Genomic DNA, 24190 nt, shown 5'->3' on the forward strand with positions numbered 1-24190 from the left:
TCAGGGCGCGCCGGTAACAGGAACGTGAGGTTCCCTCGCCAGGGGGAAGTTTCCCGGCGGGGCCGTCTGCGGGCGGTGACGGGCGGCTAGAGTCCGGAAACTCGCCGCGGGATCGAACCCCGCAAGCGGCGCATCTCCTCCCGTGTCGCCCGCACGGGCGGCCCTCCTCGCGCTTCGGGAGCGACCCTTGGCCACGGCTGACACCGCATCAGCAGAACCGCTCTCCCCGTCCCCCCGGCCACGCTCCCGGTCGTCTCAGAGCACGGTTCCTCCTACGCAGCCGGGCCCCAGATCGACGCCTGCGACGGTAGCCGAGCCGTCACGTGTCCGGGCCCCGGAGACGCATGGCCCACCGGCATCTCCGCGGGCGACGCCCTCGACGGCCCTGGCGCCTCCTGTGCAGCCACGTACCTCGCCGGGCGAGGAGAACGTGCGGCGGCCCGAGCCTTCCGCGTCCCGGAAGCGGGCACAGCGTCCGGCGGCCGCGGGGCCGGCCCCGGCGCCGTCATCGCCGACCAGGACCGAGGCGCGGCCGCCGGCACCACCGCTCCGGAACCAGGCGCAGACGACGGGGCTCGTCCGCTCGGTGCCGTCCCACGGGCACGGGCCGGGGCGAGGGGCCCGCATCCCCTCGCCCGCGCCGCCGACCGTGCCGGAGGCGAACTCCGGCACCCTCATCGGTTCCGTGCAGAGGGCGATGCGGCTGCTGGAGGCCGTCGCCGAGCGGGAACACGGAGCACCCGCCAAACAGTTGGCACGGGACGCCGGTCTCGCGTTGCCCACGGCCTACCACCTGCTCCGCACCCTGGTGCACGAGGGCTATCTGCGCCGGGAGAAGGGGCTGTTCTTCCTCGGTGAAGCGGCGGAGCGGCTGAGCAGCAGCGGAGCGCAGCAGAAACGTCGCAGCACGGTGAGTGAGGCGCTGGCGCACTGGCGGGACACCCTGGGCGTGCCCGTGTACTTCGCCATCTACCGGGACGGCGAGATCGAGGTCATGTGCGTCGCCGACAGCCCGAGCATCCCGGCCGTCGAGGAATGGGCCGACTTTCGTGAGACGGCGCACGCCCACGCCATCGGACAGTGCCTGCTGTCCCAACTGAGCGAGGGGGCCCGCCTCGACCATCTGGACCGCCACCCGGCGCAGTCCCTCACCCCGTACACGGTTCGTGACGAGGAGACACTGCTCCGGCGCCTCGGTCGCCTCGGGCGCATGGAGCCGGTGGTGGAGCATCAGGAGTACGCCCTCGGGACGGTCTGTGCCGCGCTTCCCCTCACCGTGGGGACGACTGCCGGGGCCCTCGCCATCTCGCTGCCCTCGCACCAGGCGGCCCGGCTGATGCCGGTGGCCCATCAGTTGCAGACGGAGATCGGGAAGCTGCTAGGGACACTCGCGATCTCTATCAGCATCTGAAAAATCACTCCTTGTGATCTCTCGTGTACTTTCAGCAAACTTCCAGGGGTGTCAGGCGGATGATTCCTGGCCAGTCGACGAACACGGCGGGGTAGGCGATGCACGAGTCGGTACAGGCAGAGGTCATGATGAGCTTCCTCGTCTCGGAAGAACTCTCCTTCCGCATTCCGGTGGAGCTGCGTTACGAGACCTGTGATCCCTACGCCGTGCGGCTGACCTTTCACCTGCCCGGAGATGCCCCGGTGACCTGGGCGTTCGGGCGGGAGCTGCTCATCGACGGAGTCGGGCGGCCGTGCGGGGACGGGGACGTCCACATCGCGCCCGCCGATCCGGAGACGTTCGGCGAGGTCCTGATCCGCTTGCAAGTGGGGAGCGACCAGGCGATGTTCCGAGTCGGCACGGCGCCGCTGGTGGCCTTCCTGGACCGCACGGACAAGCTCGTGCCGCTGGGGCAGGAGCGTTCCCTCGCCGACTTCGACGCACTGCTCGACGAGGCTCTGGACCGCATCCTGGCGGAGGAGCAGAGCGCGGGCTGAACGTTACGGCGCCGGGGTGCCGTAACGCTTCAGCGCTTGCGCCGGCGCCCCCTTCCACCACGAGCCGGAGCGGGCACGGACGCCGCTTCGGCGCTGTTCGGACGGTCGGCTGCGACGACCAGGGCGGCCAGCGCGGTAGTCACCGGCACCGATGCCACCAGGCCGATCGAGCCGACGAGCGTGCGCACGATCTCCTCCGCGACGAGCTCACTGTTGGCGACCGTGCCGACACTGCTCTGCGCGATCGAGAAGAGCAGCAGGAGCGGCAGCGCGGCACCGGCATAGGCGAGAACGAGGGTGTTGACCACCGATGCGATGTGGTCGCGGCCGATCCGGATGCCCGCGCGGTACAGGTTCCGCCAGCCCATCGTCGGATTGGCCTCGTGCAGCTCCCACACCGCCGACGTCTGGGTGACGGTCACGTCGTCGAGCACGCCGAGCGAGCCGATGATGACGCCCGCGAGCAACAGGCCACTCATGTCGATCGTGGGGTACAGCCCATGGATCAGACCGGTGTTGTCGTCCGTGTTGCCGGTCAGGTAGGCCGAGCCGATGAAACCCGAACCCAGCAGCCCGATCAGCAGCAACGAGATCAGGGTGCCGATCACCGCCACGGAGGTCCGGGCGGAGAGCCCATGGCACATGTATAGGGCGATGAGCATGATGGCGCTCGCCCCGACCACCGCCACCACCAGCGGGTTCGAGCCCTGCAGGATGGCCGGCAGGATGAAGAGGGTCAGCACCAGGAAGCTGATGGCCAGCGCCACCAGGGCCATGAGGCCGCGCATCCGGCCCACGACCACCACGGCGAGTGCGAAGATCCCGGCGAGCAGCACCATCGGGAACTTCCGGTTCACATCGGTCACCGAGTACTGCAGGTCCTTGGGCGCGGCGGGTTCGTAGGCGACCACGACCTCCTGGCCCTGCTCCAACTGCCGTGACTGGTCGGGCTGGACGATCTCGGTGAAGGTACGCCCCTTGTCGTCACCGGTGTCGACCCGGACCGTGGCCTTCTTGCAGGTGCCGTTCGCCTGCTGCTGGGCCGACGAGCCCTCGGCGGTGGACGTGTCGCCGGTCGGGGTCCCGCCCGAGGCGTTCACCGAAGAACAGCTGACCTCTTCGACCTTGGTGACGGTGGCCTGCTGTGTCTGTCGGTCGAAGCCCACCCCGGTGCGTTCGTGCGCGGGGGCGCCGCCGGGCCAGAGCACGACGAGACCCACGACGACCGCGGTCGCGAAGGGGATCAGCACCGCCGCGATGACCTTGCGCAGGTGCTGCGACACGGGGGCGGCGGGGCCGTGGCTATGGCTGTGCGAATGGCCGCCGCCGGAGGACGGGCCTTGGCCGTGCCCTCCACCGGAGCCGTGGCCGCCACCGGAGCCGTGCCCTCCACCGGAGCCGTGCCCTCCACCGGAGCCGTGCCCTCCACCGGAGCCGTGCCCTCCACCGGAGCCGTGGCCGCCACCGGAGCCGTATCCATGGCCACCGTCGGATCCATGCCCATGGACGTTTCCAGGGCCATGGCCGTGGGGCGGCTCGGGGGGCGGAGGCGGGGGCTGCTGCGTCGTGGTCACCGACCGATCATCGCAAGAACGAGCGATGCCCACTGTTCACCGCGCCACATCTGCCGCTAGCGTGGAGGCACCTTTGCACACGCGGGAGCTCGGAGCACCGGGCTGAGAGGGCGCTGACCTCCGCAGACGCGATGTTTCACGTGGAACATCGTCGGGCGGAAATTGCTGCGTCGACCGCTGAACCTGTTACCGGGTAATGCCGGCGTAGGGAGTAGGTCTCATGACCATCGAGGACACACGCACGCCTGCCTCCAGCCAGACGGACGGGGCATCCGCCGCACCCCAGGGCGAGAACAGCCAGGGTGAACAGCCCCTGGAGGCCGGGAAGTCCATCGGCTGGCACAAGGCGTACATCGAGGGCTCACGCCCCGATCTGCGCGTGCCGGTCCGCCAGGTGCATCTCACCAATGGACAGTCCGTCACCTTGTACGACACCTCCGGTCCGTATACCGATCCGACCGCGGAGACCGACGTCAGGCGGGGGCTGCTCCCCCTGCGCGAGAACTGGATCATCGCCAGGGGAGACACCGAGGAGTACGCGGGCCGTCCCGTCCGCCCCGAGGACGACGGGATCAAGCACACCTCGCCGCGTGGCGGGCTGCGCAACCTCGACGCGGTGTTCCCGGGGCGGCCGCGCCAGCCGCGCCGGAGCCGCGACGGCCAGGCCGTGACCCAACTCGCCTACGCACGACGCGGGGAGATCACACCCGAGATGGAGTACGTGGCCGTTCGGGAGAACGTCTCGCCGGAGGTCGTCCGCGAGGAGATCGCCGCCGGCCGGGCCGTACTGCCCGCGAACGTCAATCACCCCGAGATCGAGCCGATGATCATCGGGAAGCGGTTCCTGGTGAAGGTCAACGCCAACATCGGCAACTCCGCGGTCACCTCCTCCATCGAGGAGGAGGTCGAGAAGATGACTTGGGCGACCCGCTGGGGTGCCGACACGGTCATGGACCTGTCCACCGGCCGGAACATCCACACCACCCGCGAGTGGGTGCTGCGCAACTCCCCCGTCCCCATCGGCACGGTGCCGCTGTACCAGGCGCTGGAGAAGGTCGACGGCAAGGCCGAGGAGCTCACCTGGGAGATCTACAAGGACACCGTCATCGAGCAGGCCGAACAGGGCGTGGACTACATGACGGTCCACGCGGGTGTGCGCCTCGCGTATGTGCCGCTCACCGCGAACCGCAAGACCGGCATCGTCTCGCGCGGCGGCTCGATCATGGCGGCCTGGTGCCTCGCCCACCACAAGGAGTCGTTCCTCTACGAGAACTTCGAGGAACTGTGCGAGATCCTCGCCGCCTATGACGTCACCTACTCCCTCGGTGACGGCCTGCGGCCCGGCTCCATCGCCGACGCCAACGACGAGGCCCAGTTCGCGGAGTTGCGCACCCTCGGGGAACTCAACCGGATCGCGAAGCGTTTTCACGTACAGACCATGATCGAGGGCCCGGGACATGTCCCGATGCACAAGATCAAGGAGAACATCGACCTGCAGCAGGAGATCTGCGATGAGGCTCCGTTCTATACGCTCGGCCCGCTGACGACGGACGTCGCACCGGCGTACGACCACATCACCTCGGGCATAGGCGCCGCGATGATCGCGTGGTGGGGCACGGCGATGCTCTGCTACGTCACGCCCAAGGAGCACTTGGGACTGCCCAATCGCGACGACGTGAAGACCGGCGTCATCACCTACAAGATCGCGGCCCACGCGGCGGACCTTGCCAAGGGGCACCCGGGCGCACAGGAGTGGGACGACGCGTTGTCGGACGCCCGCTTCGAGTTCCGCTGGGAGGACCAGTTCAACCTGGCCCTCGATCCCGACACGGCACGCGAGTTCCACGACGAGACCCTCCCGGCGGAGCCGGCCAAGACGGCGCACTTCTGCTCCATGTGCGGTCCGAAGTTCTGCTCGATGAAGATCTCCCAGGACATTCGTCGTGAGCACGGTGGTTCCCGGGCCGAGATCGAGGCGGGTATGGCCCAGAAGTCCAGGGAGTTCGCCGAGGCGGGGAACCGGGTCTATCTGCCGATGGCGGACTGAGGGGCGATACGAGGATCGAGGCACGGTGGCGGGAGCGTTCACGTTCGCCCGAGGGGCGGGGGTTCGTGCGTGGCTCCCGCTGTCCGGGCGCGGAGCCACGAGCCTTCGCGTGGACCGCGTTCCCCGGGCGACGAGCGGTGCTCTTCCGGCCGTTGCCGGGAGAGCCCGCTGCCGCGGGGCGGGCGGTGGACGGGCCGGTTGTCAGTCGGGCTGGTGCTCCGGGCCGCCGAAGTCCGGGCTGGAGAAGTCCGGACTGCTGTAGCTGGGCCGGGAGCCGGAGCTGCCGCTGTCCGGGCTGCTGAAGCTGGGACGGTTGTAGCCGAGGTGCGGCATACGGCTGGGTGGGGCCGGACGGTCCGGCTCCAGCAGCAGCGCCGGACCCGGGTTCGCGAGGGCGTCGCGGAGGAACGGCAGGATGCCGCGCTCCAGGAGAGCCTCGCGCCAGGCTTCCCTGGCCCGGGTCAGCTCCTCGTTCAGCTCGCTGCGCGCTCCGACGTCGAGGAGCGCGGTGGCGTTGTTGCGCAGGGCGGTGAGCAGGAGGCCGACCGCGGCCACCAGGATCGCCGCCGCGGTGACCGCACCGAAGACCCAGCCCGTGGTGAGGAGGGTCTCGGCGATCGCCCGCTCGGGGTCGAGCGCCTTCATGACGTACCCCACGAGCAGGAAGAGCACCGCCGCGGTTCCGGCGAGCACCGGAGCGAGTACCGCGGCGACGGCACCGGCGCCCGCCCCCACCGCCTCCGTGACCTCGCCCACGGTGGCGGCGAGGCTCACCGTGGAGCCGTCCGGCTCGCTGGAGCCGGACGCTGTCCCCTCGGATGCGGGCGTGGTGGCCGACGGAGGGCTGCGGAACTCGTCGCGGACCTTGACGTAGTACTGGTATTCGGTCGCCGCGGCGGCCGTGATGATCGCCGAGGCGTTGAGGGCCATCGTGCGCAGCTGTTCGGTGTTGAGCCGCTGGAGGCCGGCGGCGAATTCCGGGCGGTGTGGTGCGGAGCGCAGCGCCTCGCCGAGGATCCGCTCGTATTCCTGGCGGTCCTCACTGAGCAGGTGCTGCGGAACGCTGTTCATCTGCATCCCCCGATGCTCCGTAGGGCTTGTGGCTCGGCATGCTGACGAGCCGTCGGGCAGAAACGGAGGGGAGCCTGCTACGGATAAGCCGATGGTAGAGCGGTGACGGCAGGCGGTGACAGGGGGTTTGAAGAAATTGGCCCCTGGCCAGCGAAGTCTTCCGACGGGAAACGCCTGCCCGTTGACGACTCAGGTAGGCAGGGGAAGTTCCTGGACCAGCAGTTTTCCGGCCATGGTCACCCCGCCGTCCATGGCGACGGCCAGACCGTCCGCATAGGTGTACGGTCCGTCGACCGAGGGACCGGTGCCGTCCTCGCCGTCCTCCGAGCCGACCTCTCCCAGGAGGTAGGGAATCGGGCTGTGACCATGGACGATGCGGGTGCCGCCATACGTTTCGAGCAGCGAGCGCACGGCGTCGGCGCCGCCCTCGTCCCGGAAGGCGAAGCGGCGGGTGAACTTGCGGAAGAGGTCCCAGACCTCGTCCGCGTCGTTGCGCGTGATCGTCTCGCGGATGGTGTCGTTGACCGCCTCGATGGAGTCGCCGTAGTCGCGGTAGGCGGTGGTGTCGGAGTGCACCAGGAGGTGGCCGTCGACCTCCTCCATGGCGTCCAGACGGGCCATCCACTGGAGGTGATGGTCCTGGAGGCGGTCCATGTCGGTCTTCTGGCCGCCGTTGAGGAGCCAGGCGGCCTGGAAGGTGGCCGTGCCCGCGCCGGAGTTGACGGGGGTGTCGCCGAACCGCTTGGCGCCCAGCAGCAGCAGCTCGTGGTTGCCCATGAGTGCCTTGCAGTAACCGCCGGCCGCGGCGGCCTCGGCGGACAGACGCATCACGAGGTCGATGACGCCGATGCCGTCCGGGCCCCGATCGGTGAAGTCGCCCAGGAACCAGAGGCGGGCGGCGCCCGCCGACCAGTTGCCCGCGGCGTCGACGAGGCCCTTTTCGCGGAGCGCGGCGAGGAGCTCGTCCAGGTAGCCGTGGACGTCCCCGACGACGAAGAGCGGGCTCGGCCGGGCGGAGGACGGCTCGGCCGCCGCGGCCTCCGGGTCGATCACGACCTGGAGAGTGTCGCCCCGGTTGATCACCGGAAGGTCTCGCTGGGTCGGGGTGTATCCCTCGGGGTAACCCTCGGGATCCTCGGCGGGCCCGGTGGCTTCGCCGGGGTCCGCGGAGTGTCCGTACGGACCGGCCTCGTGGACGTACGCGGGCACGCGGAAATCGCGCACCGTCGGCGTCCGCACCTCGGGTCCCTGACCGGCCCCCTGCGTCATCGACCCCTCCACCACCATCGCCCGCATCTGCACCGCATCGGACTGCCTGGTCGCGACGGTCCGCGGTGTGTGCGCCCATCATAGGAATGCGGATCGCGCTGTGTGATGACCCAGGGGTGGTGAAATGGCGCAGGGCCACAGTTCACCGCGGTTTTCTCCCGAATTGGGCGGGGCTCTCCCCGCCCAATTCCCGTTCGCATCCTCAAGTGGGACGTCAACCCGCTTCAGGTGATCGTGGCGGGCTGACCGTCGTGCGTGGTGGACGCCGCTCGGACGAGGTCCGCACGATCAGTTCCGTCGGTATCACCTGCTCGACCGGTTGGTCCGATTCGACCCCCTCGATCGCGTCGATGAGGAGCTGGACCACGGCCGTGCCGATCCGGCGCGGCTTCAGTGAGAGCGTGGTGATCGGTGGCTCGGTGGACGCGTACACGGCGGACTCGCTGCAGCAGACGAGCAGCAGGTCGTCGGGGACGCGCAGGCCGTAACGCCGGGCCGCGGCGAGCAGATCGGTGCCGTTCGGGTCGAAGAGGCCGTAGACCGCGTCCGGGCGGTCCGGGCGGGCCAGCAGCCGGTCGGCCGCGACGGCCCCGGCGCACGGATCGTGTGCCGGATAGGACTCGTAGACGGGATCCTGGCCCACGCGCTCGCACCAGCGCAGGTACGCGGTGGTGGAGAGATGGGTGTACGTGTCCGTCGAGGTGCCGGTGAGGAGTCCGATCCGGCGGGCGCCCGCGTCGGCCAGGTGGTCGAGGATGCCGAGGACGGCTGCCTCGTGGTCGTTGTCGACCCACGCGGTGACCGGCAGCGAGCCGGCCGGCCGGCCGTCGGAGACCACCGGTAATCCCTGGCGGACCAGTTCGCTGACGACCGGGTCGTGGTCGGAGGGGTCGATGACCACGGTGCCGTCCAGGGCGACATTCGACCACACGTCGTGCCGCGAGGTCGCGGGGAGGATCACCAGGGCGTAGCCCCGGGCCAGCGCGGCCGAGGTGGCTGCCCGCGCCATTTCCGCGAAGTACGCGAACTCGGTGAAGGTGAAAGGTTCATCCCCGTATGTGGTCACAGTCAGGCCGATGAGGCCCGACTTGCCGGTTCTGAGAGTTCGGGCGGCCGCCGAGGGGCGGTAGCCAAGTCGGTCGGCGACCTCGCGTACATGGCGTCGGGTGGCGTCCGGGAGCCGGCCCTTGCCGTTGAGGGCGTCGGAAACGGTCGTGATGGAGACTCCGGCGGCGGCGGCCACGTCCCGGATGCCCGCCCGGCCAGACCGGCTGCCTCGGCGGGGAGTTTCCGCGCGGCTCACCTGGTGCTTCCCTGCTGCTGTCATGGCGAGCCGATAGTAGGGCTCATGCGGTGGGGTAGTGCGGACGCATATGCACTCGTTGACAGGCACGTTTCTGCAAGGTCAGAAAGGGGTAATTCCCTTGCATTGCAAGGGAGTTGAGGGCTCGTATGTCAGGACGTGACTTGTCGACGCGCATGGGCCTGCCAAGTAGCTGATGTCTCGAAGAGGTCTCAACTCACCTGGACGGGTGATGCGCGCTACGGCGTGAGCCACCGGCGCGCGCGTCCACGAGCGACGCGCCCCCTGATTCGTACACCTTCGTGCGCTGATGCCCCTGGGGCTGGTGTGACGGCGGAGGCGTGGACACGGTGTGGATGCCGGTACGGACGCGGTTGTCCACAGGCCATTCGCAGGGGCGCTGAATCCTCATAAGGTGAGAAGCATTGAGTCGACGAGGAGGACTGCGGTGAGCGAGACAAGCCCCAAGCTGCGAGCCGAGCTAGAGGGGATTCCCACCTACAAGCCCGGCAAGCCGGCCGCGGCGGGCGGCCCGGTGGCGTACAAGCTGTCCTCCAACGAGAACCCGTATCCGCCGCTGCCCGGCGTGCTGGAGAGCGTGACGGGGTCGGCCGCGTCCTTCAACCGGTACCCGGACATGGCGTGCACGGGGCTCATGAGTGAGCTCGCGAACCGCTTCGGGGTGCCGGTCACGGATCTCGCCACGGGCACCGGCTCGGTCGGTGTGGCCCAGCAGCTGGTGCAGGCGACCTCGGGGCCGGGCGACGAGGTGATCTACGCCTGGCGGTCGTTCGAGGCGTATCCGATCATCGCCCAGATCAGCGGGGCCACGTCCGTGCAGGTGCCCCTGACGCCGGGCGATGTGCACGACCTGGACGCGATGGCGGACGCGATCACCGACCGGACCCGGCTGATTTTCGTCTGCAACCCGAACAATCCGACGGGCACGGCGGTCCGCCGTGCCGAGCTGGAGCGGTTCCTCGACCGGGTGCCCGGTGATGTGCTGGTGGTGCTGGACGAGGCGTACCGCGAGTTTGTGCGGGATGTCGAGGTGCCGGACGGCGTCGAGTTCTACCGTGAGCGGCCGAACGTCTGTGTGCTGCGTACCTTCTCGAAGGCGTACGGGCTCGCGGGGCTCCGGGTGGGATTCGCGATCGCTCACGAGCCGGTGGCGGCCGCGCTGCGGAAGACGGCCGTGCCGTTCGGTGTGAGCCAACTCGCACAGGACGCCGCGGTCGCCTCACTGCGCGCCGAGGACGAGCTGCTCGGCCGCGTCGGTTCGCTGGTCTGCGAGCGGAACCGGGTCGTCGAGGCGTTGCGCGGCCAGGGGTGGACGGTGCCGGAGACGCAGGCGAACTTCGTATGGCTGCGGCTGGGGGAGCGCACCGTCGAGTTCGCCGGTGCCTGCGAGCAGGCCGGCGTCGTCGTGCGGCCGTTCCCGGGCGAGGGCGTGCGCGTGACGATCGGTGAGACCGAGGCCAACGACATCTTCCTCAAGGTGACGGAGACCTTCCGCAAGGAGCTCTAGGCAGGGCTCCTGATGGCCCTGGACGGCCATTGACCAGGGGGTTCGGGGATTTTTCCCCGGGCCTCTTGTTTTTGGGGACCCCGCGGTCCGGCCTCGAACAGCCATGTCATAATTGCTTGTGAATGTGAACGCGTTCACAAGCGCGTCCTGGTTGTCCTGAGATGTGCGTGTCATCTGGACAGGCTGCCGCAGTGCCACGGCATGTAAGGAGAAGACGTGGACCTCGCTCTGGCGCCGGAGACTCTGGCGCGATGGCAGTTCGGCATCACGACCGTCTACCACTTCCTCTTCGTTCCCCTGACGATCTCGCTCGCCGCTCTGACCGCGGGCCTGCAGACCGCCTGGGTGCGCTCAGGGAAGGAGAAGTACCTCCAGGCCACCAAGTTCTGGGGCAAGCTCTTCCTGATCAACATCGCGATGGGTGTCGTCACCGGCATCGTCCAGGAGTTCCAGTTCGGCATGAACTGGTCCGACTACTCCCGCTTCGTCGGTGATGTCTTCGGGGCTCCGCTCGCCTTCGAGGCGCTGATCGCCTTCTTCTTCGAGTCCACCTTCATCGGCCTGTGGATCTTCGGCTGGGACAAGCTCCCGCAGAAGATCCATCTGGCCTGCATCTGGATGGTCTCCATAGGCACGATCCTGTCGGCGTACTTCATCCTCGCGGCCAACTCCTGGATGCAGCACCCGGTCGGCTATCGGATCAACGAGGCGAAGGGCCGGGCCGAGCTCACCGACTTCTGGCTCGTCCTGACCCAGAACACCGCGCTGACCCAGGTCTTCCACACCCTCGCGGCGGCCTTCCTCGCCGGCGGAGCCTTCATGGTCGGCATCGCCGCCTTCCATCTGGCCCGCAAGAAGCACATCCCGATGATGAAGACCTCGCTGCGCCTCGGTCTGGTCACCGTGATGATCGCCGGCATGCTCACCGCGATCAGCGGCGACCTCCTCGGCAAGGTCATGTTCAAGCAGCAGCCGATGAAGATGGCGGCCGCCGAGGCCCTGTGGGACGGCGAGGCGCCCGCGCCGTTCTCCGTCTTCGCCTACGGAGACGTCGACGAGGGCCACAACAAGGTGGCCATCGAGATCCCCGGCCTGCTGTCCTTTCTCGCCAATGACGACTTCGACTCGTACGTCCCCGGCATCAACGACGTCAACAAGTCCGAGCAGGAGAAGTTCGGGCCCGGTGACTATCGGCCCAACATCCCCGTCGCCTACTGGGGCTTCCGCTGGATGATCGGCTTCGGCATGGCGTCCGTCGCGATCGGCGCGGTCGGCCTCTGGCTCACCCGGCGGAAGTTCCTGCTGCCGCAGCACCTGCGGGTCGGCGACGACGAGGTGCCGCATCTCGTACTGCTGCCGAAGAAGGCCCTCGGTCCGACGCTCACCAAGTGGTACTGGCGCATCGCGGTCCTCACCCTGGGCTTCCCGCTGATCGCCAGCTCCTGGGGCTGGATCTTCACCGAGATGGGCCGTCAGCCCTGGGTCGTCTACGGCGTGCTGCGCACCGAGGACGCGGTCTCCCCCGGTGTCTCCCAGGGCGAGATCATCACCTCGATGATCGTCTTCACCACGCTGTACGCGATCCTCGCCGTCGTCGAGGTCAAGCTGCTCGTGAAGTACGTCAAGGCGGGGCCGCCCGAGCTGACGGAGGCCGACCTCAACCCGCCCACGAAGATCGGCGGCGACTCCCGTGACGCCGACAAGCCGATGGCCTTCTCGTACTAGGCCGCACCGGGCCAAGGGAGCACAGTCATGGAACTTCACGACGTCTGGTTCGTCCTCATCGCCGTCCTGTGGATCGGCTACTTCTTCCTGGAGGGATTCGACTTCGGGGTCGGCGTCCTCACCAAACTGCTGGCCCGGAACCGTCCGGAGAAGCGGGTCCTCATCAACACCATCGGGCCCGTCTGGGACGGCAACGAGGTCTGGCTGCTCTCGGCGGGCGGCGCGACCTTCGCCGCCTTTCCCGAGTGGTACGCCACCCTCTTCTCCGGCTTCTATCTGCCGCTGCTGCTCATCCTGGTCTGCCTGATCGTCCGCGGTGTGGCGTTCGAGTACCGGGTGAAGCGGCCGGAGGAGAAGTGGCAGCGCAACTGGGAGACAGCGATCTTCTGGACCTCGCTGCTCCCCGCCTTCCTGTGGGGCGTGGCCTTCGCCAACATCGTGCGCGGGGTGAAGATCGACCGCGACTTCGAGTATGTAGGCGGCCTCACCGACCTGCTCAACCCGTACGCCCTGCTGGGCGGACTGGTCACGCTGGCCCTGTTCACCTTCCACGGAACGGTGTTCGTCGGCCTCAAGACCGTCGGGGACATCCGTGAGCGGGCGCGCACGCTGGCCCTGCGGGTGGGTGCCGTGACGGCCGGAGTGGCGCTGCTCTTCATGCTCTGGACTCAGATCGAGAAGGGCGACGGCGCTTCACTGGTCGCTGCGGTCGTGGCCGTGACCGCACTGGTGGTGGCGCTGGCGGCGGTTCGGGCGGGGCGCGAGGGCTGGGCGTTCGCCCTGTCGGGGGTCACCATCGTGGCCGCCGTCGCGATGCTCTTCCTGACGCTCTTCCCGAACGTCATGCCGTCCTCGCTGAACGAGGACTGGAGCCTCACCGTCACCAACGCCTCGTCCAGCCCGTACACCCTGAAGATCATGACCTGGTGCGCGGCCATCGCCACACCGGTGGTCATGCTCTATCAGGGGTGGACCTACTGGGTGTTCCGCAAGCGGATCGGTACGCAGCACATCGCCGAGTCGGTGCACTGAGTCTCGGTGAGGGGGTGTGTTTGACGATGTTTCACGTGAAACACGTCTCGCCAGGCCGAAGAGGCATGTTTCACGTGAAACATGCCTGCTGAGAAGAGGGTGTTTCACGTGAAACCGATCGACCCACGACTGCTGCGGTACGCGCGTGCCACTCGCTTCTTCCTGGTGGTCGTCGTCGGACTGGGTGTTGCGGGAGCCGCGCTCGTCATCGCGCAGGCCATGCTCATCGCCGAGGTGGTGGTCGGGGCCTTCCAGTACGGGATGCCGGTCTCCGCACTCCGCACCCCCCTGCTGCTCCTGGTCGCGGTCGCGCTCGGCCGGGCCCTGGTCTCCTGGCTGACCGAACTGGCCGCTCACCGTGCGAGTGCGGCGGTGAAGTCGGAGCTGCGGGGGCGGCTGCTGGAACGGGCGACCGCACTGGGGCCCGGCTGGCTGAGCGGACAGCGCACCGGCTCACTGGTTGCCCTCGCCACCCGTGGGGTCGACGCGCTGGACGACTACTTCTCGCGCTATCTGCCGCAGTTGGGCCTCGCGGTCGTCGTGCCCGTCGCGGTCCTCGCGCGGATCGTCACCGAGGACTGGGTGTCGGCGGCGATCATCGTCGGGACCTTGCCGCTGATCCCCGTCTTCATGGTGCTCATCGGCTGGGCCACCCGCTCGCAGATGGACCGTCAGTGGCGGCTGCTGTCACAGCTGTCGGGGCACTTCCTGGATGTCGTGGCCGGGCTGCCGACGCTGAAGGTGTTCGGCCGGGCCAAGGCCCAGGCCGAGTCGATCAAGCGGATCACCGGTGAGTACCGCCGGGCGACCATGCGGACGCTGCGGATCGCCTTCCTGTCGTCCTTCGCGCTGGAGCTGCTCGCGACGATCTCGGTGGCCCTGGTCGCGGTCACCATCGGCATGCGGCTCGTGCACGGCGAGATGGACCTGTACATCGGTCTGGTCATCCTCGTCCTGGCTCCCGAGGCGTATCTGCCCGTCCGGCAGGTGGGCGCCCAGTTCCATGCGGCCGCCGAGGGGCTCGCGGCCGCCGAGGAGATCTTCGAGATCCTGGAGACCCCGGTGCCGGCGTCCGGGACCGGAACAGTGCCGCCCGTGAGTGAACTCCGCTTCGACGGGGTGACCGTCCGTTACCCCGGCCGGTCGTACGACGCCGTCTCCGACGTCTCGTTCACCGTGGCCCCCGGTGAGACGGTGGCCCTCGTCGGGCCGAGTGGCGTAGGCAAGTCGACCCTGCTGAGCGTCCTGTTGGGGTTCACGGCAGCCACCTCCGGCGGGGTGAGGGTCGGGGGAGCCGACCTCGCCTCGCTCGACCTGGACGCGTGGCGATCGCAGGTGGCCTGGGTGCCGCAGCGGCCGCATCTGTACGCCGGGTCGATCGCGGAGAACGTACGGCTGGCCCGTGCGGACGCGGACGAGGAGGCGATACGGCGGGCGCTCGCCGACGCGGGAGCGCTCGATTTCGTGGACGCCCTGCCCGCCGGGGCCGACACGGTCCTCGGTGAGGACGGCGTCGGACTCTCCGCCGGACAGCGACAACGCCTCGCTCTCGCCCGGGCGTTCCTCGCCGACCGCCCCGTGCTGCTACTCGACGAGCCGACGGCCTCGTTGGACGGGGAGACCGAGGCGGAGATCGTGGAGGCGGTACGGCGGCTGGCCGTGGGCCGGACCGTGCTGTTGGTGGTTCACCGTCCGGCCCTGCTGGGGGTGGCGGACCGGGTGGTGCGGCTGGAGGAGGCCACCGGGCGCGGGGCGGCGCCGGCCGCCGAGCGGGACCGGGTGCTCGCCGCCTCCCCTCGGTCGGAACATGAGGAGGCACCGGAGCCGACGCCCGGGGAAGACCTGCCGCTGGAGCGGCGCGGAGGCGTGCTGAGCCGGGTCCGCCGGATGGCCGGACCGCGACGGGGCCGGCTCACCCTCGCGCTGCTGCTCGGCAGCCTCGCGCTGGGCAGCGCGGTCGGGCTGATGGCGACCTCCGGATGGCTGATCTCGCGGGCCTCGCAGCAACCCCCGGTGCTGTATCTGATGGTCGCGGTGACGGCGACGAGGGCGTTCGGGATCGGGCGGGCCGTGTTCCGGTACACCGAGCGGCTGGTGTCGCACGACGCCGTGCTGCGGATGCTGGCCGACACACGGGTGGCCGTCTACCGGCGGCTCGAACGACTGGCACCCGCAGGACTGCGCACGATCCGCCGGGGCGACCTGCTCTCACGGCTGGTCGCCGACGTCGACGCGCTGCAGGACTACTGGGTGCGCTGGCTGCTGCCCGCAGGGGCGGCGGTCACGGTCTCCGCCGCCTCCGTCGGGTTCACCGCCTGGCTGCTGCCCGAGGCGGGAGCCGCGCTGGCCGTCGGTCTGCTCGCGGCCGGTGCCGGGGTCCCGGTCGTGACCGGGGCCGTGGCGCGGCGGGCGGAGTACCGGCTGGCGCCGGCCCGTGGGGTGCTGGCCACGCGTGTGGCCGATCTGCTCACCGGCACCGCCGAGTTGGCGGTCGCGGGCGCCCTGCCCGCGCGTACGGCGGAGGCACGCCGGGCCGACCGGGCGCTCACCGGGATCGCCTCCCGGGCCGCCACGGCCACCGCGCTCGGCGACGGGCTCACCGCGCTCGTCTCCGGACTCACCGTCGCCGCCACCGCGCTCTTCGGCGCCCAGGCGGTCGTCGACGGACGGCTGAGCGGTGTGGCCATGGCCGTCGTCGTGCTCACCCCGCTGGCCGCGTTCGAGGCGGTGCTGGGAATGCCGCTCGCCGTCCAGTTCCGCCAGCGGGTGCGCAGGAGCGCGGAGCGCGTGTACGAGATGCTGGACACCCCCGAACCCGTCCGCGAACCGGAGGAGTCGGCCGAGGCGCCGGTGTCGCCGTTCCCGCTGCGGCTCGAAGGGCTCGGCGCGCGGTACGCCGGGCAGGACCGGAACGCGCTCACCGCGCTGGACCTCACCCTCGAGGAGGGCCGCAGGATCGCCGTGGTCGGCGTCTCGGGGGCGGGCAAGACGACGCTCGCGCAGGTGCTGTTGCGGTTCCTGGACGCGCGCGAGGGGACCTACACGCTGGGCGGCGTGGACGCGAGCACGCTCGACGGGGACGTCGTGCGGCGGCTCGTGGGGCTGTGCGCCCAGGACGCGCACCTCTTCGACAGTTCGGTGCGGGAGAACCTGCTGCTCGCCCGTAAGGACGCCGGTGAGGCGGAGTTGCGGGACGCGCTCGCGCGGGCACGGCTGCTCGACTGGGCGGACGAACTGCCGGACGGGCTCGACACCTTGATCGGCGAGCACGGGGCGCGGCTGTCTGGCGGCCAGCGTCAGCGGCTCGCGCTCGCCCGCGCGCTGCTGGCCGATTTCCCGGTCCTCGTTCTCGACGAGCCGGCGGAGCACCTGGACCTGCCGACGGCCGACGCGCTCACCGCGGATCTGCTGGCCGCGACCGAGGGCCGTACGACCCTGCTGATCACCCATCGGCTGGTCGGCCTCGACGCGGTGGACGAAGTCGTCGTACTGGCGGAGGGGCGCGTCGCGCAGCGCGGGACCTACGCGGAACTGGCCCTGGCGGAAGGCCCCTTGCGGGAGATGGTGGAACGGGAAGCGGCCGGGGAGCTGCTGGCCGCGGTCTGAGCGCCTCGCGGGTGCCCTGGCCGCCGGTCCCTGTCGGCTGATCCTTGGCCACAGGGCCGGTGTCGCCGGTCGTGCCGCCGCCCCACCGGTCCTGATGACCTGCTGATCAGGCCCGCCTTCCGCACGGGACTGCCCCGGTTGCAAGGGGCCGCGCCGAACGCCCCGCGGTCCGGCCCCTGTTCGGCTCATTCGCTTGGCCCGTACGGGTCAGAGTGTCCCCCGGCCGTACGACTCGAACAGGACTGTGGCGCGGGGCAGGTCCACGATCGCTGCTATGCGCTTCTCTCGCCGACACTCGCTGCTCGTCGCCGTGGTGCTGTGCGCCTCGGCCACCGTCGCGGTCCGGCCGACGGCGGCCGACAGCGATCGCAGAGGGGCCGGCGGGGCCTCGGGAGCGTCCGCGGAGGAGGGCATCAGCGCCCGGGTGGCGAGGCTGTTCGAGGAAGCGGCGGTGGCCACCCAGCGGTACGAGGCGGGTCGGCAGGCGGCGGAGGCACAGAAGGCGCGGACGGAGCGACTGGAGAAGCTGCTCACCCGGGAGCGGAAGCAGATCGCGGTGCTCAACGCCGATCTCGGCCGGATCGCGCGCGCCCAGTACCGCGAGGGCGGCGGGGTGCCGTACACCGCGCAGATGTTGTTCGCGAAGGACACCGAAGAGCTGATGCGAGGTCAGCGGGCGGTCTGGCAGGCCGATCTGGCCGTCAACAACGCCGTGGCCAGGAGCCGTCGCGCGGAGACGCGGCTGGCCGCGGACGAGGCCGAGGCGACCAAGGCGTGGCGAGCGCTGGAGGAGTGGAGGACCGGGCTCTCCGGGATCAAGAAGACGATCGAGCAGAAGCTCGAAGAGGCGCAGTGGACGCTTCAGGGCCAGGCCGACGAGGCGGTCGCGGCCGGTGCCTGCCGGGGAGCCGTCCGCCTGGAGCAACCGGACGGCAAGCGGTCGAGCAGGTGGGTGGCTCCGGTGGCCACGTACGAACTCTCCGCGGGCTACGGCAGCGGTGGTGAGCGCTGGGCCAGTCGGCACACCGGGCAGGATTTCGCGGTGCCGATCGGCACGCCGGTACGGGCGGTCGGTGCGGGCCGCGTGGTGAAGGTGTCGTGCGGGGGTGCCTTCGGCATCGAGATCGTCGTCGAGCACGCGGGCGGCTACTTCACGCAGTACGCACACCTCGCCGCCGTCACCGTCGATCAGGGGGACCGTGTGGGCCCGGGCCAGTGGATCGGTCAGTCGGGCACCACCGGCAACTCCACGGGACCCCACCTGCACTTCGAGGTACGGGTCACCCCGGAGCTGGGCTCGGGGGTGGACCCCGTGCCGTGGCTGCGCAAGCGCGGGGTGACGTTGTAGATGGGCGCTGCGCCGGGTCTGGTCTACAGACGCTCCGCCAGCAGTCGCTCGATCACGACCGCCACCCCGTCCTCGTTGTTGGCCACGGTCCGGCCGGAGGCCGCCGCGAGGACGTCCGGGTGCGCGTTGCCCATGGCGTACGACTGGCCGGCCCAGGTGAGCATCTCGACATCGTTCGGCATGTCCCCGAAGGCGACGACCTCCTCGTGGGAGATACCGCGCTCGGCGCAGCACAGGGCGAGGGTGCTGGCCTTGGAGACGCCCGGACCGCTGATCTCCAGCAGGGCACTGGGGCTGGAGCGGGTGATGGTGGCGCGGTCGCCGACGGCGAAGCGCGCGGTGGCGAGGAAGTCGTCGGGGTCGATCGACGGGTGGTAGGCGAGGATCTTCAGCACCGGCTCGTGATCGGCCACACCACCCGGGGCCAGCAGTTTCTCGGCGGGCGCCAGGGTGTCGGGGATCTCCATGTGGAGCTTCGGGTACTCGGGCTCCTGGTTGAAGCCGTACGTCTGCTCGACCGCGTACACCGTGCCCGGCGCGGCCTCGCGCAACAGCCGTACGGCGTCGAGCGCGTTCTCGCGCGCCAGCCCACGGACCTTGACGAAGCTGTGGGTACCGGGGCCGCCGTGCAGGTCGACCACGGCGGCGCCGTTTCCGCAGATCGCCAGGCCGTGGCCGTGGACGTGCTCGCTGACGACGTCCATCCAGCGGGCCGGGCGCCCGGTGACGAAGAAGACCTCGACGCCCGCCTCCTCGGCGGCCGCGAGGGCGGCGACGGTGCGGGGGGAGACCGACTTGTCGTCGCGGAGCAGGGTGCCGTCGAGGTCCGTGGCTATCAGCCGGAGCGGGACGGTCGGGGCCGGGGGCTCGGGCTGTCTCGTCGCTGAGGTCACGGACCCCATTGTCGCGCATATGCGCGCACGGCCGTGCGGGTACCCGCACAAGTGAGTGATCAAGGGCCGTGGCCGTCCCGCTGCCCGACCTGTTACCGACGCCGTTCTCGCGGGCGTACGAGCCGCGGTACGCGGCTCGTACGCGACGGCTTCGGGGCGGTGGTCACGCCAGCTGGGCCGGGGCCTCCATGGCGATTCGCTCGAAGACCTTCTCGTCGGCGGCGAAGTCCGAGTCCGGGATCGGCCAGTGGATCACGAGGTCGGTGAAGCCCAGCTCGGCGTGGCGGCCCGCGAAGTCCACGAAGGCGTCGAGCGACTCCAGGGGGCGGCCTCGGTCCGGGGTGAAGCCGGTGAGGAGGATCTTGTCGAGGCGGGACGCGTCGCGGCCGACCGCGGCGGCCGTGTCGGCCAGCTTCTCGACCTGCCCACGAATGGCCTGAACCGACTGTCCGGGCGTGCCCGTCTCGAACAGCTTCGGGTCGCCGGTGGTGACCCAGGCCTGCCCGTACCGGGCGGCCAGCCGCATTCCGCGCGGCCCGGTGGCGGCCACCGCGAAGGGCAGCCGGGGCCGCTGGACGCAGCCGGGGATGTTGCGGGCCTCGTGCGCGGAGTAGTAGTCGCCCTCGTACGAGACCGAGTCCTCGGTGAGCAGGCGGTCGAGCAGGGGGACGAACTCGGCGAGACGTTCGGCGCGCTCTCGCGGCGTCCACGGTTCCTGGCCGAGCGCGGTGGCGTCGAAGCCGGTTCCGCCCGCGCCGACGCCCAGGGTGATCCGGCCGCCGGAGATGTCGTCGAGGGAGATGAGTTCCTTGGCGAGGGTGACCGGATGCCGGAAGTTCGGCGAGGTCACGAGCGTGCCGAGGCGGATGCGGTCGGTGACGGCGGCCGCCGCGGTCAGGGTGGGCACGGCGCCGAACCACGGCCGGTCCCGGAAGGTACGCCAGGACAGGTGGTCGTACGTGAACGCGGTGTGGAACCCGAGCTGCTCAGCCCGCTGCCACATGTCACGGCTGCCCTCGTGCCAGCGTAGGTACGGCAGGATCACGGTGCTCAGACGCAGACTCATACCCCGAGCGTAAAGGCCCCCGTGGTGTGGTTGCGCTCAGTGCGACTCGGGAAACCGCAGGTACCGGGGCGGAACCGTCTCGGTCAACCACACCCCGTTGTCGCTGACACGGAAGACGTGGCCGTCGCGGTGCATGGCGCCCGCGTCCACCGACAGCACGACGGGGCGCCCCCGGCGGGCGCCGACACGGGTGGCGGTCTCGCGGTCGGGTGAGAGGTGCACGTCGTGCCGGTTCATGGCGCGCAGTCCCTCGGCGCGGATCGCGCCGAGATAGGCCGCGACGGTCCCGTGGTAGAGGTGTGCGGGCGGGGTGGCCGGGGACAGGCCCAGGTCGACCTCGACGGTGTGGCCCTGGTTGGCGCGGATCCGGTCGCCGTCGACCGCGAAGCGTCGCTTGTCGTTGACCTCGACCACATGGTCGAGCTCGGCCCTGGTGAAGGGGAAGCCGTGGGCGGCGGCCGCCGCCATGAGGGTGTCGATCCCGACCCAGCCGCCCTCGTCGAGCGTGAGCCCGATCCGCTCCGGCTGGTGTCTCAGGTGCTTCGAGAGGTACTTCGACACTCTCACGGTACGTCGTTCGTTCATCTCGCCAGCGTGCCCGGCGAGACCTGCGTCACGCACTTGATTTTGCCGCGGATGTTTGATCCACAGCCAAATGTAGTTATCCACAGGGGAATTGAAGATTCTGTGGACAACGGCCTGCCGGATTCAGGGTTATTGATCAATTTATCCGATTTCTTCCGTATTTGCGGCAAGAGCATCCAAAGCGCGCGACTGCACCTCGCGTTCGGCGGCGGCTGTGACGAAGGCGGACACCTGCTCCGGACCAACCAGCTTCTCCACCGCTCGTATCGTGGACGCTGCGATGAGCACGGAACGCGACTCCTCCGCGGGTTCGGCCCGCGCGTCGGAGCCGAGATGTCGGCGCAGTCGGCGGGTGGCGAACAGCCGCATCGCGCGCGCGAGTTCGGCGTCCACCGTCTGCCGCGCGAGCGGCCTCAGCCGCCGCACCAGCGCGGCCGCCTCGACCGCGTCGGCCTCGGTCGGTGGCCGGTGCTGCCCGAGCGAGAGGGCGAACACATGCTCGGTGGTGAACTCCAGGAAACGCGTGGCGATGTGCTCGACCTGACCCCTCAACTCCCGTAGATGACCGGCGATCGCGGACAGCGGCACGCCGGCCGCGTGCAACTCGGCGGCCACGGACAGCTCTTGGGGGCTCGGCACGAGGAACAGGTCCTCGTCGTCCGGAACCGGCACCAGTACACCCAGGTCGACGGCGTCCGCCACCGCCGTCTCGTCGGGAGGGCCGCCGAACCGTTCGATCAACTCGGTCCGCGAGATCCGTACGGCCCTCTCGTCGGTCCACGGCCCCTCGACCTCCGCGGCCAGGCCGAGGACCCCGCCGAGACCGCGGCCCGTGTCCCACGCCTCCAGGAGCTCCTTGATGGAGGCGAGGGTGTAGCCGCGGTCGAGGAGGTCGGCGATCTGGCGCAGCCTGGTCAGGTGCGCGTCGGAGTACACGTTGGCGCGGCCGCGCCGCTCGGGGCTCGGGAGGAGTCCGCGGTCCTGGTAGGCGCGGATCGTGCGGACCGTGACGCCGCTGTGGTGCGCCAGGTCGTCGATGCGGTACACGGCGCCCGCCGGTGCGTCGTCCCGCTCGTCCCGCTCGACCCGACGGCTCACAGTGGCGGCTCCATACGGGCGAGCGCGCGCAGCGCCCGGGGGGTGAACCGGGACATGAAGCGTCCGCCGCGGGCCTCCGGGGTGACGGGGACGACCGCCTGGTCGCGGACGACGGCGCGCAGGACGGCTTCCGCGACCTTCTCCGGCGGGTAGTTCCGCAGCCCGTAGAGCTTCGCGGCCCTCCGCTGCCGGCGCTTCTCCTCCGCGGCGTCGACACCGGCGAAGCGCGCGGTCGACGTGATGGAGGTGTTGACGATGCCGGGACAGATCGCCGACACCCCGATGTCCCGCCCGGCCAGTTCCGCGCGCAGGCACTCGCTGAGCATCAGGACCGCCGCCTTGGAGGTGCTGTACGCGGGCAGCGAGCGGGAGGGCAGATACGCGGCGGCCGAGGCGATGTTGACGATGTGGCCTCCCTGGCCGCGCTCGGCCATCTGCCTGCCGAAGAGCCGGCAGCCGTGGATCACGCCCCAGAGGTTGACGTCGAGGACCTTGCGCCAGTCCTCGACAGAGGTGTCCAGGAAGGACCCGGACAGCCCGATCCCCGCGTTGTTCACCAGCACGTCGACCACGCCGTACTCGGTGGCGACCTTCTCGGCGAGCTTCGCCATGGCCTGCTCGTCCGAGACGTCGACCGCCTCCGCCCAGGCTTCGGGGGCGCCGCGCAGCCGGGACGACTCGGCGGTGCGGGCCGCCCCTTCGGCGTTCACGTCGACGGCGACGACGCGTGCCCCCGACTCGGCGAACGCGAGGGCCGTGGCCCGGCCGATGCCGTCGGCCGCGCCGGTGACCAGCACCAACTGCCCGCCGAATCGGTCCGTGTGCTTTCCGGTGGCCGTCGGGGCCTCGCGCCCGCCCTCGGTCGCCGTGACGAAGTCGGCTATCCAGCCGACCAGTTGATCGGGCCGGGTGCGTGGGATCCAGTGCTTGGCCGGCAGGGTGCGGCGGGTGAGGCGCGGAACCCATGACTCCAGGTCGTCGTAGAGCCGTTCGGAGAGGAACTGGTCGCCCTGGGGCGTGATGAGCTGCACGGGCACATGGGCGTACGCGTCGTCCCGGGGGCGGGACAGACGGGCGCGCATGTTGTCCCGGTACAGCCAGGCCCCGTGCGCGGCGTCGGTGGGCAACGACGCGCTCGGGTAGTCGCCCGGGGGCAGCTTCTCGGCTCTACGGACCATGCCGGGCCACCACTTGCCGAGAGGGCCGCGCCAGGCGAGCTCGGGCAGTACGGGGGTGTGCAGTACGTAGATGTACCAGGACCGGGCTCCCTGGCCCAGCAGCTGGCCGATCCGGGACGGGGTCGGGCGTCGCACCCGCCGTTTGATCCAGTGCCCCATGTGGTCGAGGGAGGGGCCGGACATCGAGGTGAAGGACGCGACGCGCCCCTCGGTGCGCTCGACCGTCGCGAACTCCCAGCCCTGGACCGATCCCCAGTCGTGTCCCACCAGGTGCACGGGGCGGTCCGGGCTGACGGCGTCCGCGACGGCCAGGAAGTCGTCCGTCAGCTTCTCCAGCGTGAATCCGCCCCGCAGCGGCTTCGGCGCCGTGGAGCCGCCGTGGCCGCGCACGTCGTAGAGCACCACGTGGAAGCGCTCCGCGAGCCGTACGGCGACCTCGGACCAGACCTCCTTGGAGTCGGGATAGCCGTGCACGAACAGAATGGTCGGGCGCTCGGGGTCGCCCAGTTCGGCGACGCTCAGCTCGACCCCGTCCGCACGCACCCTGCGCTCCCGCGCGTCTTCGAGCGTCCCCGCATCCGCCATGTCTCCCTCTCCGGCCGAGGCCACCACCCCGCCCGCCTTCGTCGACTACGGTCCGTGCTCGCGCCGTGACATCAACGACTGTGCCAGCGAGCGGTGGCTGCGTCAACGGGCGCGTACGGGCTGTGGAAAACCGCCGGGCGTGACGACGGGCACGCCGAGAAAACAGGCCCGAAGACCGAGAAGACAGGCCCGAAGACCGAGAAAACAGGCCCGCAGAACAGCCCGAAGTACAGCCCGAAGTACAACCCGAAGAACCAAGCGAACGCGGGCACGAAACCGTGGCGCCGTTCGTTCCCTCTCATGACGGCCGCTCATGGCCGCACACCGCCGCCCAA

General features: G+C 70.0%; 18 protein-coding genes and 1 riboswitch. Of the genes, 8 read left to right on the forward strand and 10 right to left on the reverse strand.

From position 1 onward, the window contains the following. Window positions 1-255: 255 nt before the first annotated feature. The gene (locus tag P8T65_RS23445) at window positions 256-678 is read right to left on the reverse strand and encodes a hypothetical protein (protein WP_316731966.1); all 423 of its coding nucleotides are present in this window, start codon (window positions 676-678) and stop codon (window positions 256-258) included. Window positions 679-685: 7 nt separating this feature from the next. On the opposite strand from P8T65_RS23445, the gene P8T65_RS23450 reads away from it, so the two are divergent. Further along, entirely contained in the window at window positions 686-1411 is a 726-nt protein-coding gene (locus P8T65_RS23450) for an IclR family transcriptional regulator (protein WP_399099850.1), read from the forward strand. Window positions 1412-1509: 98 nt separating this feature from the next. Beyond that, a complete protein-coding gene (locus P8T65_RS23455) occupies window positions 1510-1947 on the forward strand; it encodes an SsgA family sporulation/cell division regulator (protein WP_184906419.1) in 438 nt (145 codons plus the stop codon). Between the two features lie 29 nt (window positions 1948-1976). Here P8T65_RS23455 and P8T65_RS23460 read toward each other — a convergent pair whose 3' ends face one another. Beyond that, window positions 1977-3521, reverse strand: coding sequence for a YibE/F family protein (locus P8T65_RS23460; protein WP_316727222.1), 1545 nt, complete (start codon window positions 3519-3521; stop codon window positions 1977-1979). 71 nt (window positions 3522-3592) lie between these two features. Then, a riboswitch (TPP riboswitch) is annotated at window positions 3593-3749 on the forward strand. On the opposite strand from P8T65_RS23460, the gene thiC reads away from it, so the two are divergent. Further along, complete coding sequence (thiC, locus tag P8T65_RS23465; RefSeq protein ID WP_316727223.1) at window positions 3742-5568, forward strand: phosphomethylpyrimidine synthase ThiC; 1827 nt, start codon at window positions 3742-3744, stop codon at window positions 5566-5568. Its footprint overlaps the riboswitch before it by 8 nt. Window positions 5569-5769: 201 nt before the next feature. On the opposite strand, the gene P8T65_RS23470 is transcribed toward thiC, so the two are convergent. The 3 genes from P8T65_RS23470 to P8T65_RS23480 form a co-directional block, all read right to left on the reverse strand. Further along, window positions 5770-6645 (reverse strand): hypothetical protein, encoded by an 876-nt coding sequence (locus P8T65_RS23470; RefSeq protein WP_316727224.1) that lies wholly within the window; start codon window positions 6643-6645, stop codon window positions 5770-5772. Between the two features lie 183 nt (window positions 6646-6828). After that, window positions 6829-7908 (reverse strand): metallophosphoesterase, encoded by a 1080-nt coding sequence (locus P8T65_RS23475; protein ID WP_316727225.1) that lies wholly within the window; start codon window positions 7906-7908, stop codon window positions 6829-6831. Window positions 7909-8122: 214 nt separating this feature from the next. After that, window positions 8123-9235: a LacI family DNA-binding transcriptional regulator gene (locus P8T65_RS23480; protein WP_184906427.1), complete on the reverse strand. Its 1113-nt coding sequence runs from the start codon at window positions 9233-9235 to the stop codon at window positions 8123-8125. Between the two features lie 424 nt (window positions 9236-9659). Here P8T65_RS23480 and hisC point away from each other — a divergent pair, with 424 nt between their 5' ends. The 5 genes from hisC to P8T65_RS23505 all read left to right on the forward strand — a co-directional run bounded on the left by hisC (window position 9660) and on the right by P8T65_RS23505 (window position 18450). Next, the gene (gene hisC / locus P8T65_RS23485) at window positions 9660-10739 is read left to right on the forward strand and encodes a histidinol-phosphate transaminase (protein WP_316727226.1); all 1080 of its coding nucleotides are present in this window, start codon (window positions 9660-9662) and stop codon (window positions 10737-10739) included. Window positions 10740-10955: 216 nt separating this feature from the next. Beyond that, window positions 10956-12464, forward strand: coding sequence for a cytochrome ubiquinol oxidase subunit I (locus tag P8T65_RS23490; protein ID WP_316727227.1), 1509 nt, complete (start codon window positions 10956-10958; stop codon window positions 12462-12464). Between the two features lie 27 nt (window positions 12465-12491). Continuing rightward, window positions 12492-13496 (forward strand): cytochrome d ubiquinol oxidase subunit II, encoded by a 1005-nt coding sequence (gene cydB / locus P8T65_RS23495; RefSeq protein WP_316727228.1) that lies wholly within the window; start codon window positions 12492-12494, stop codon window positions 13494-13496. Between the two features lie 108 nt (window positions 13497-13604). Next, the gene (gene cydD, locus P8T65_RS23500) at window positions 13605-17102 is read left to right on the forward strand and encodes a thiol reductant ABC exporter subunit CydD (RefSeq protein ID WP_399099859.1); all 3498 of its coding nucleotides are present in this window, start codon (window positions 13605-13607) and stop codon (window positions 17100-17102) included. Between the two features lie 274 nt (window positions 17103-17376). After that, window positions 17377-18450: a M23 family metallopeptidase gene (locus tag P8T65_RS23505; RefSeq protein WP_316727229.1), complete on the forward strand. Its 1074-nt coding sequence runs from the start codon at window positions 17377-17379 to the stop codon at window positions 18448-18450. A 23-nt stretch (window positions 18451-18473) separates the two neighbouring features. Here the strand turns inward: P8T65_RS23505 and P8T65_RS23510 are convergent, their stop codons facing one another. The 5 genes from P8T65_RS23510 to P8T65_RS23530 form a co-directional block, all read right to left on the reverse strand. Further along, window positions 18474-19343, reverse strand: a complete 870-nt coding sequence (locus tag P8T65_RS23510; protein ID WP_316727230.1) for an HAD family hydrolase — start codon at window positions 19341-19343, stop codon at window positions 18474-18476. Window positions 19344-19506: 163 nt separating this feature from the next. Beyond that, the gene (locus P8T65_RS23515; RefSeq protein WP_316727231.1) at window positions 19507-20409 is read right to left on the reverse strand and encodes an LLM class flavin-dependent oxidoreductase; all 903 of its coding nucleotides are present in this window, start codon (window positions 20407-20409) and stop codon (window positions 19507-19509) included. 36 nt (window positions 20410-20445) lie between these two features. After that, window positions 20446-20994: an RNA 2'-phosphotransferase gene (locus tag P8T65_RS23520; RefSeq protein WP_316727233.1), complete on the reverse strand. Its 549-nt coding sequence runs from the start codon at window positions 20992-20994 to the stop codon at window positions 20446-20448. A 141-nt stretch (window positions 20995-21135) separates the two neighbouring features. Then, window positions 21136-22092: a MerR family transcriptional regulator gene (locus P8T65_RS23525; RefSeq protein ID WP_316727234.1), complete on the reverse strand. Its 957-nt coding sequence runs from the start codon at window positions 22090-22092 to the stop codon at window positions 21136-21138. Next, a complete protein-coding gene (locus P8T65_RS23530) occupies window positions 22089-23855 on the reverse strand; it encodes an SDR family oxidoreductase (protein ID WP_316727235.1) in 1767 nt (588 codons plus the stop codon). Before P8T65_RS23530 ends, P8T65_RS23525 begins: the two co-directional genes overlap by 4 nt. Between the last annotated feature and the right edge of the window lie 335 nt (window positions 23856-24190).

This window comes from Streptomyces sp. 11x1, assembly GCF_032598905.1.
GTDB lineage: Bacteria > Actinomycetota > Actinomycetes > Streptomycetales > Streptomycetaceae > Streptomyces.

Excerpts from the sequence above, each read along its gene's own strand:
- P8T65_RS23445 (WP_316731966.1), bottom strand. The coding sequence starts at position 678 with ATGAGGGTGCCGGAGTTCGCCTCCGGCACGGTCGGCGGCGCGGGCGAG.
- P8T65_RS23455 (WP_184906419.1), top strand. The coding sequence starts at position 1,510 with ATGCACGAGTCGGTACAGGCAGAGGTCATGATGAGCTTCCTCGTCTCG.
- thiC (WP_316727223.1), top strand. The coding sequence starts at position 3,742 with ATGACCATCGAGGACACACGCACGCCTGCCTCCAGCCAGACGGACGGG.
- P8T65_RS23470 (WP_316727224.1), bottom strand. The coding sequence starts at position 6,645 with ATGCAGATGAACAGCGTTCCGCAGCACCTGCTCAGTGAGGACCGCCAG.
- P8T65_RS23475 (WP_316727225.1), bottom strand. The coding sequence starts at position 7,908 with ATGACGCAGGGGGCCGGTCAGGGACCCGAGGTGCGGACGCCGACGGTG.
- P8T65_RS23480 (WP_184906427.1), bottom strand. The coding sequence starts at position 9,235 with ATGACAGCAGCAGGGAAGCACCAGGTGAGCCGCGCGGAAACTCCCCGC.
- cydB (WP_316727228.1), top strand. The coding sequence starts at position 12,492 with ATGGAACTTCACGACGTCTGGTTCGTCCTCATCGCCGTCCTGTGGATC.
- P8T65_RS23505 (WP_316727229.1), top strand. The coding sequence starts at position 17,377 with ATGCGCTTCTCTCGCCGACACTCGCTGCTCGTCGCCGTGGTGCTGTGC.
- P8T65_RS23515 (WP_316727231.1), bottom strand. The coding sequence starts at position 20,409 with ATGAGTCTGCGTCTGAGCACCGTGATCCTGCCGTACCTACGCTGGCAC.
- P8T65_RS23520 (WP_316727233.1), bottom strand. The coding sequence starts at position 20,994 with ATGAACGAACGACGTACCGTGAGAGTGTCGAAGTACCTCTCGAAGCAC.
- P8T65_RS23530 (WP_316727235.1), bottom strand. The coding sequence starts at position 23,855 with ATGGCGGATGCGGGGACGCTCGAAGACGCGCGGGAGCGCAGGGTGCGT.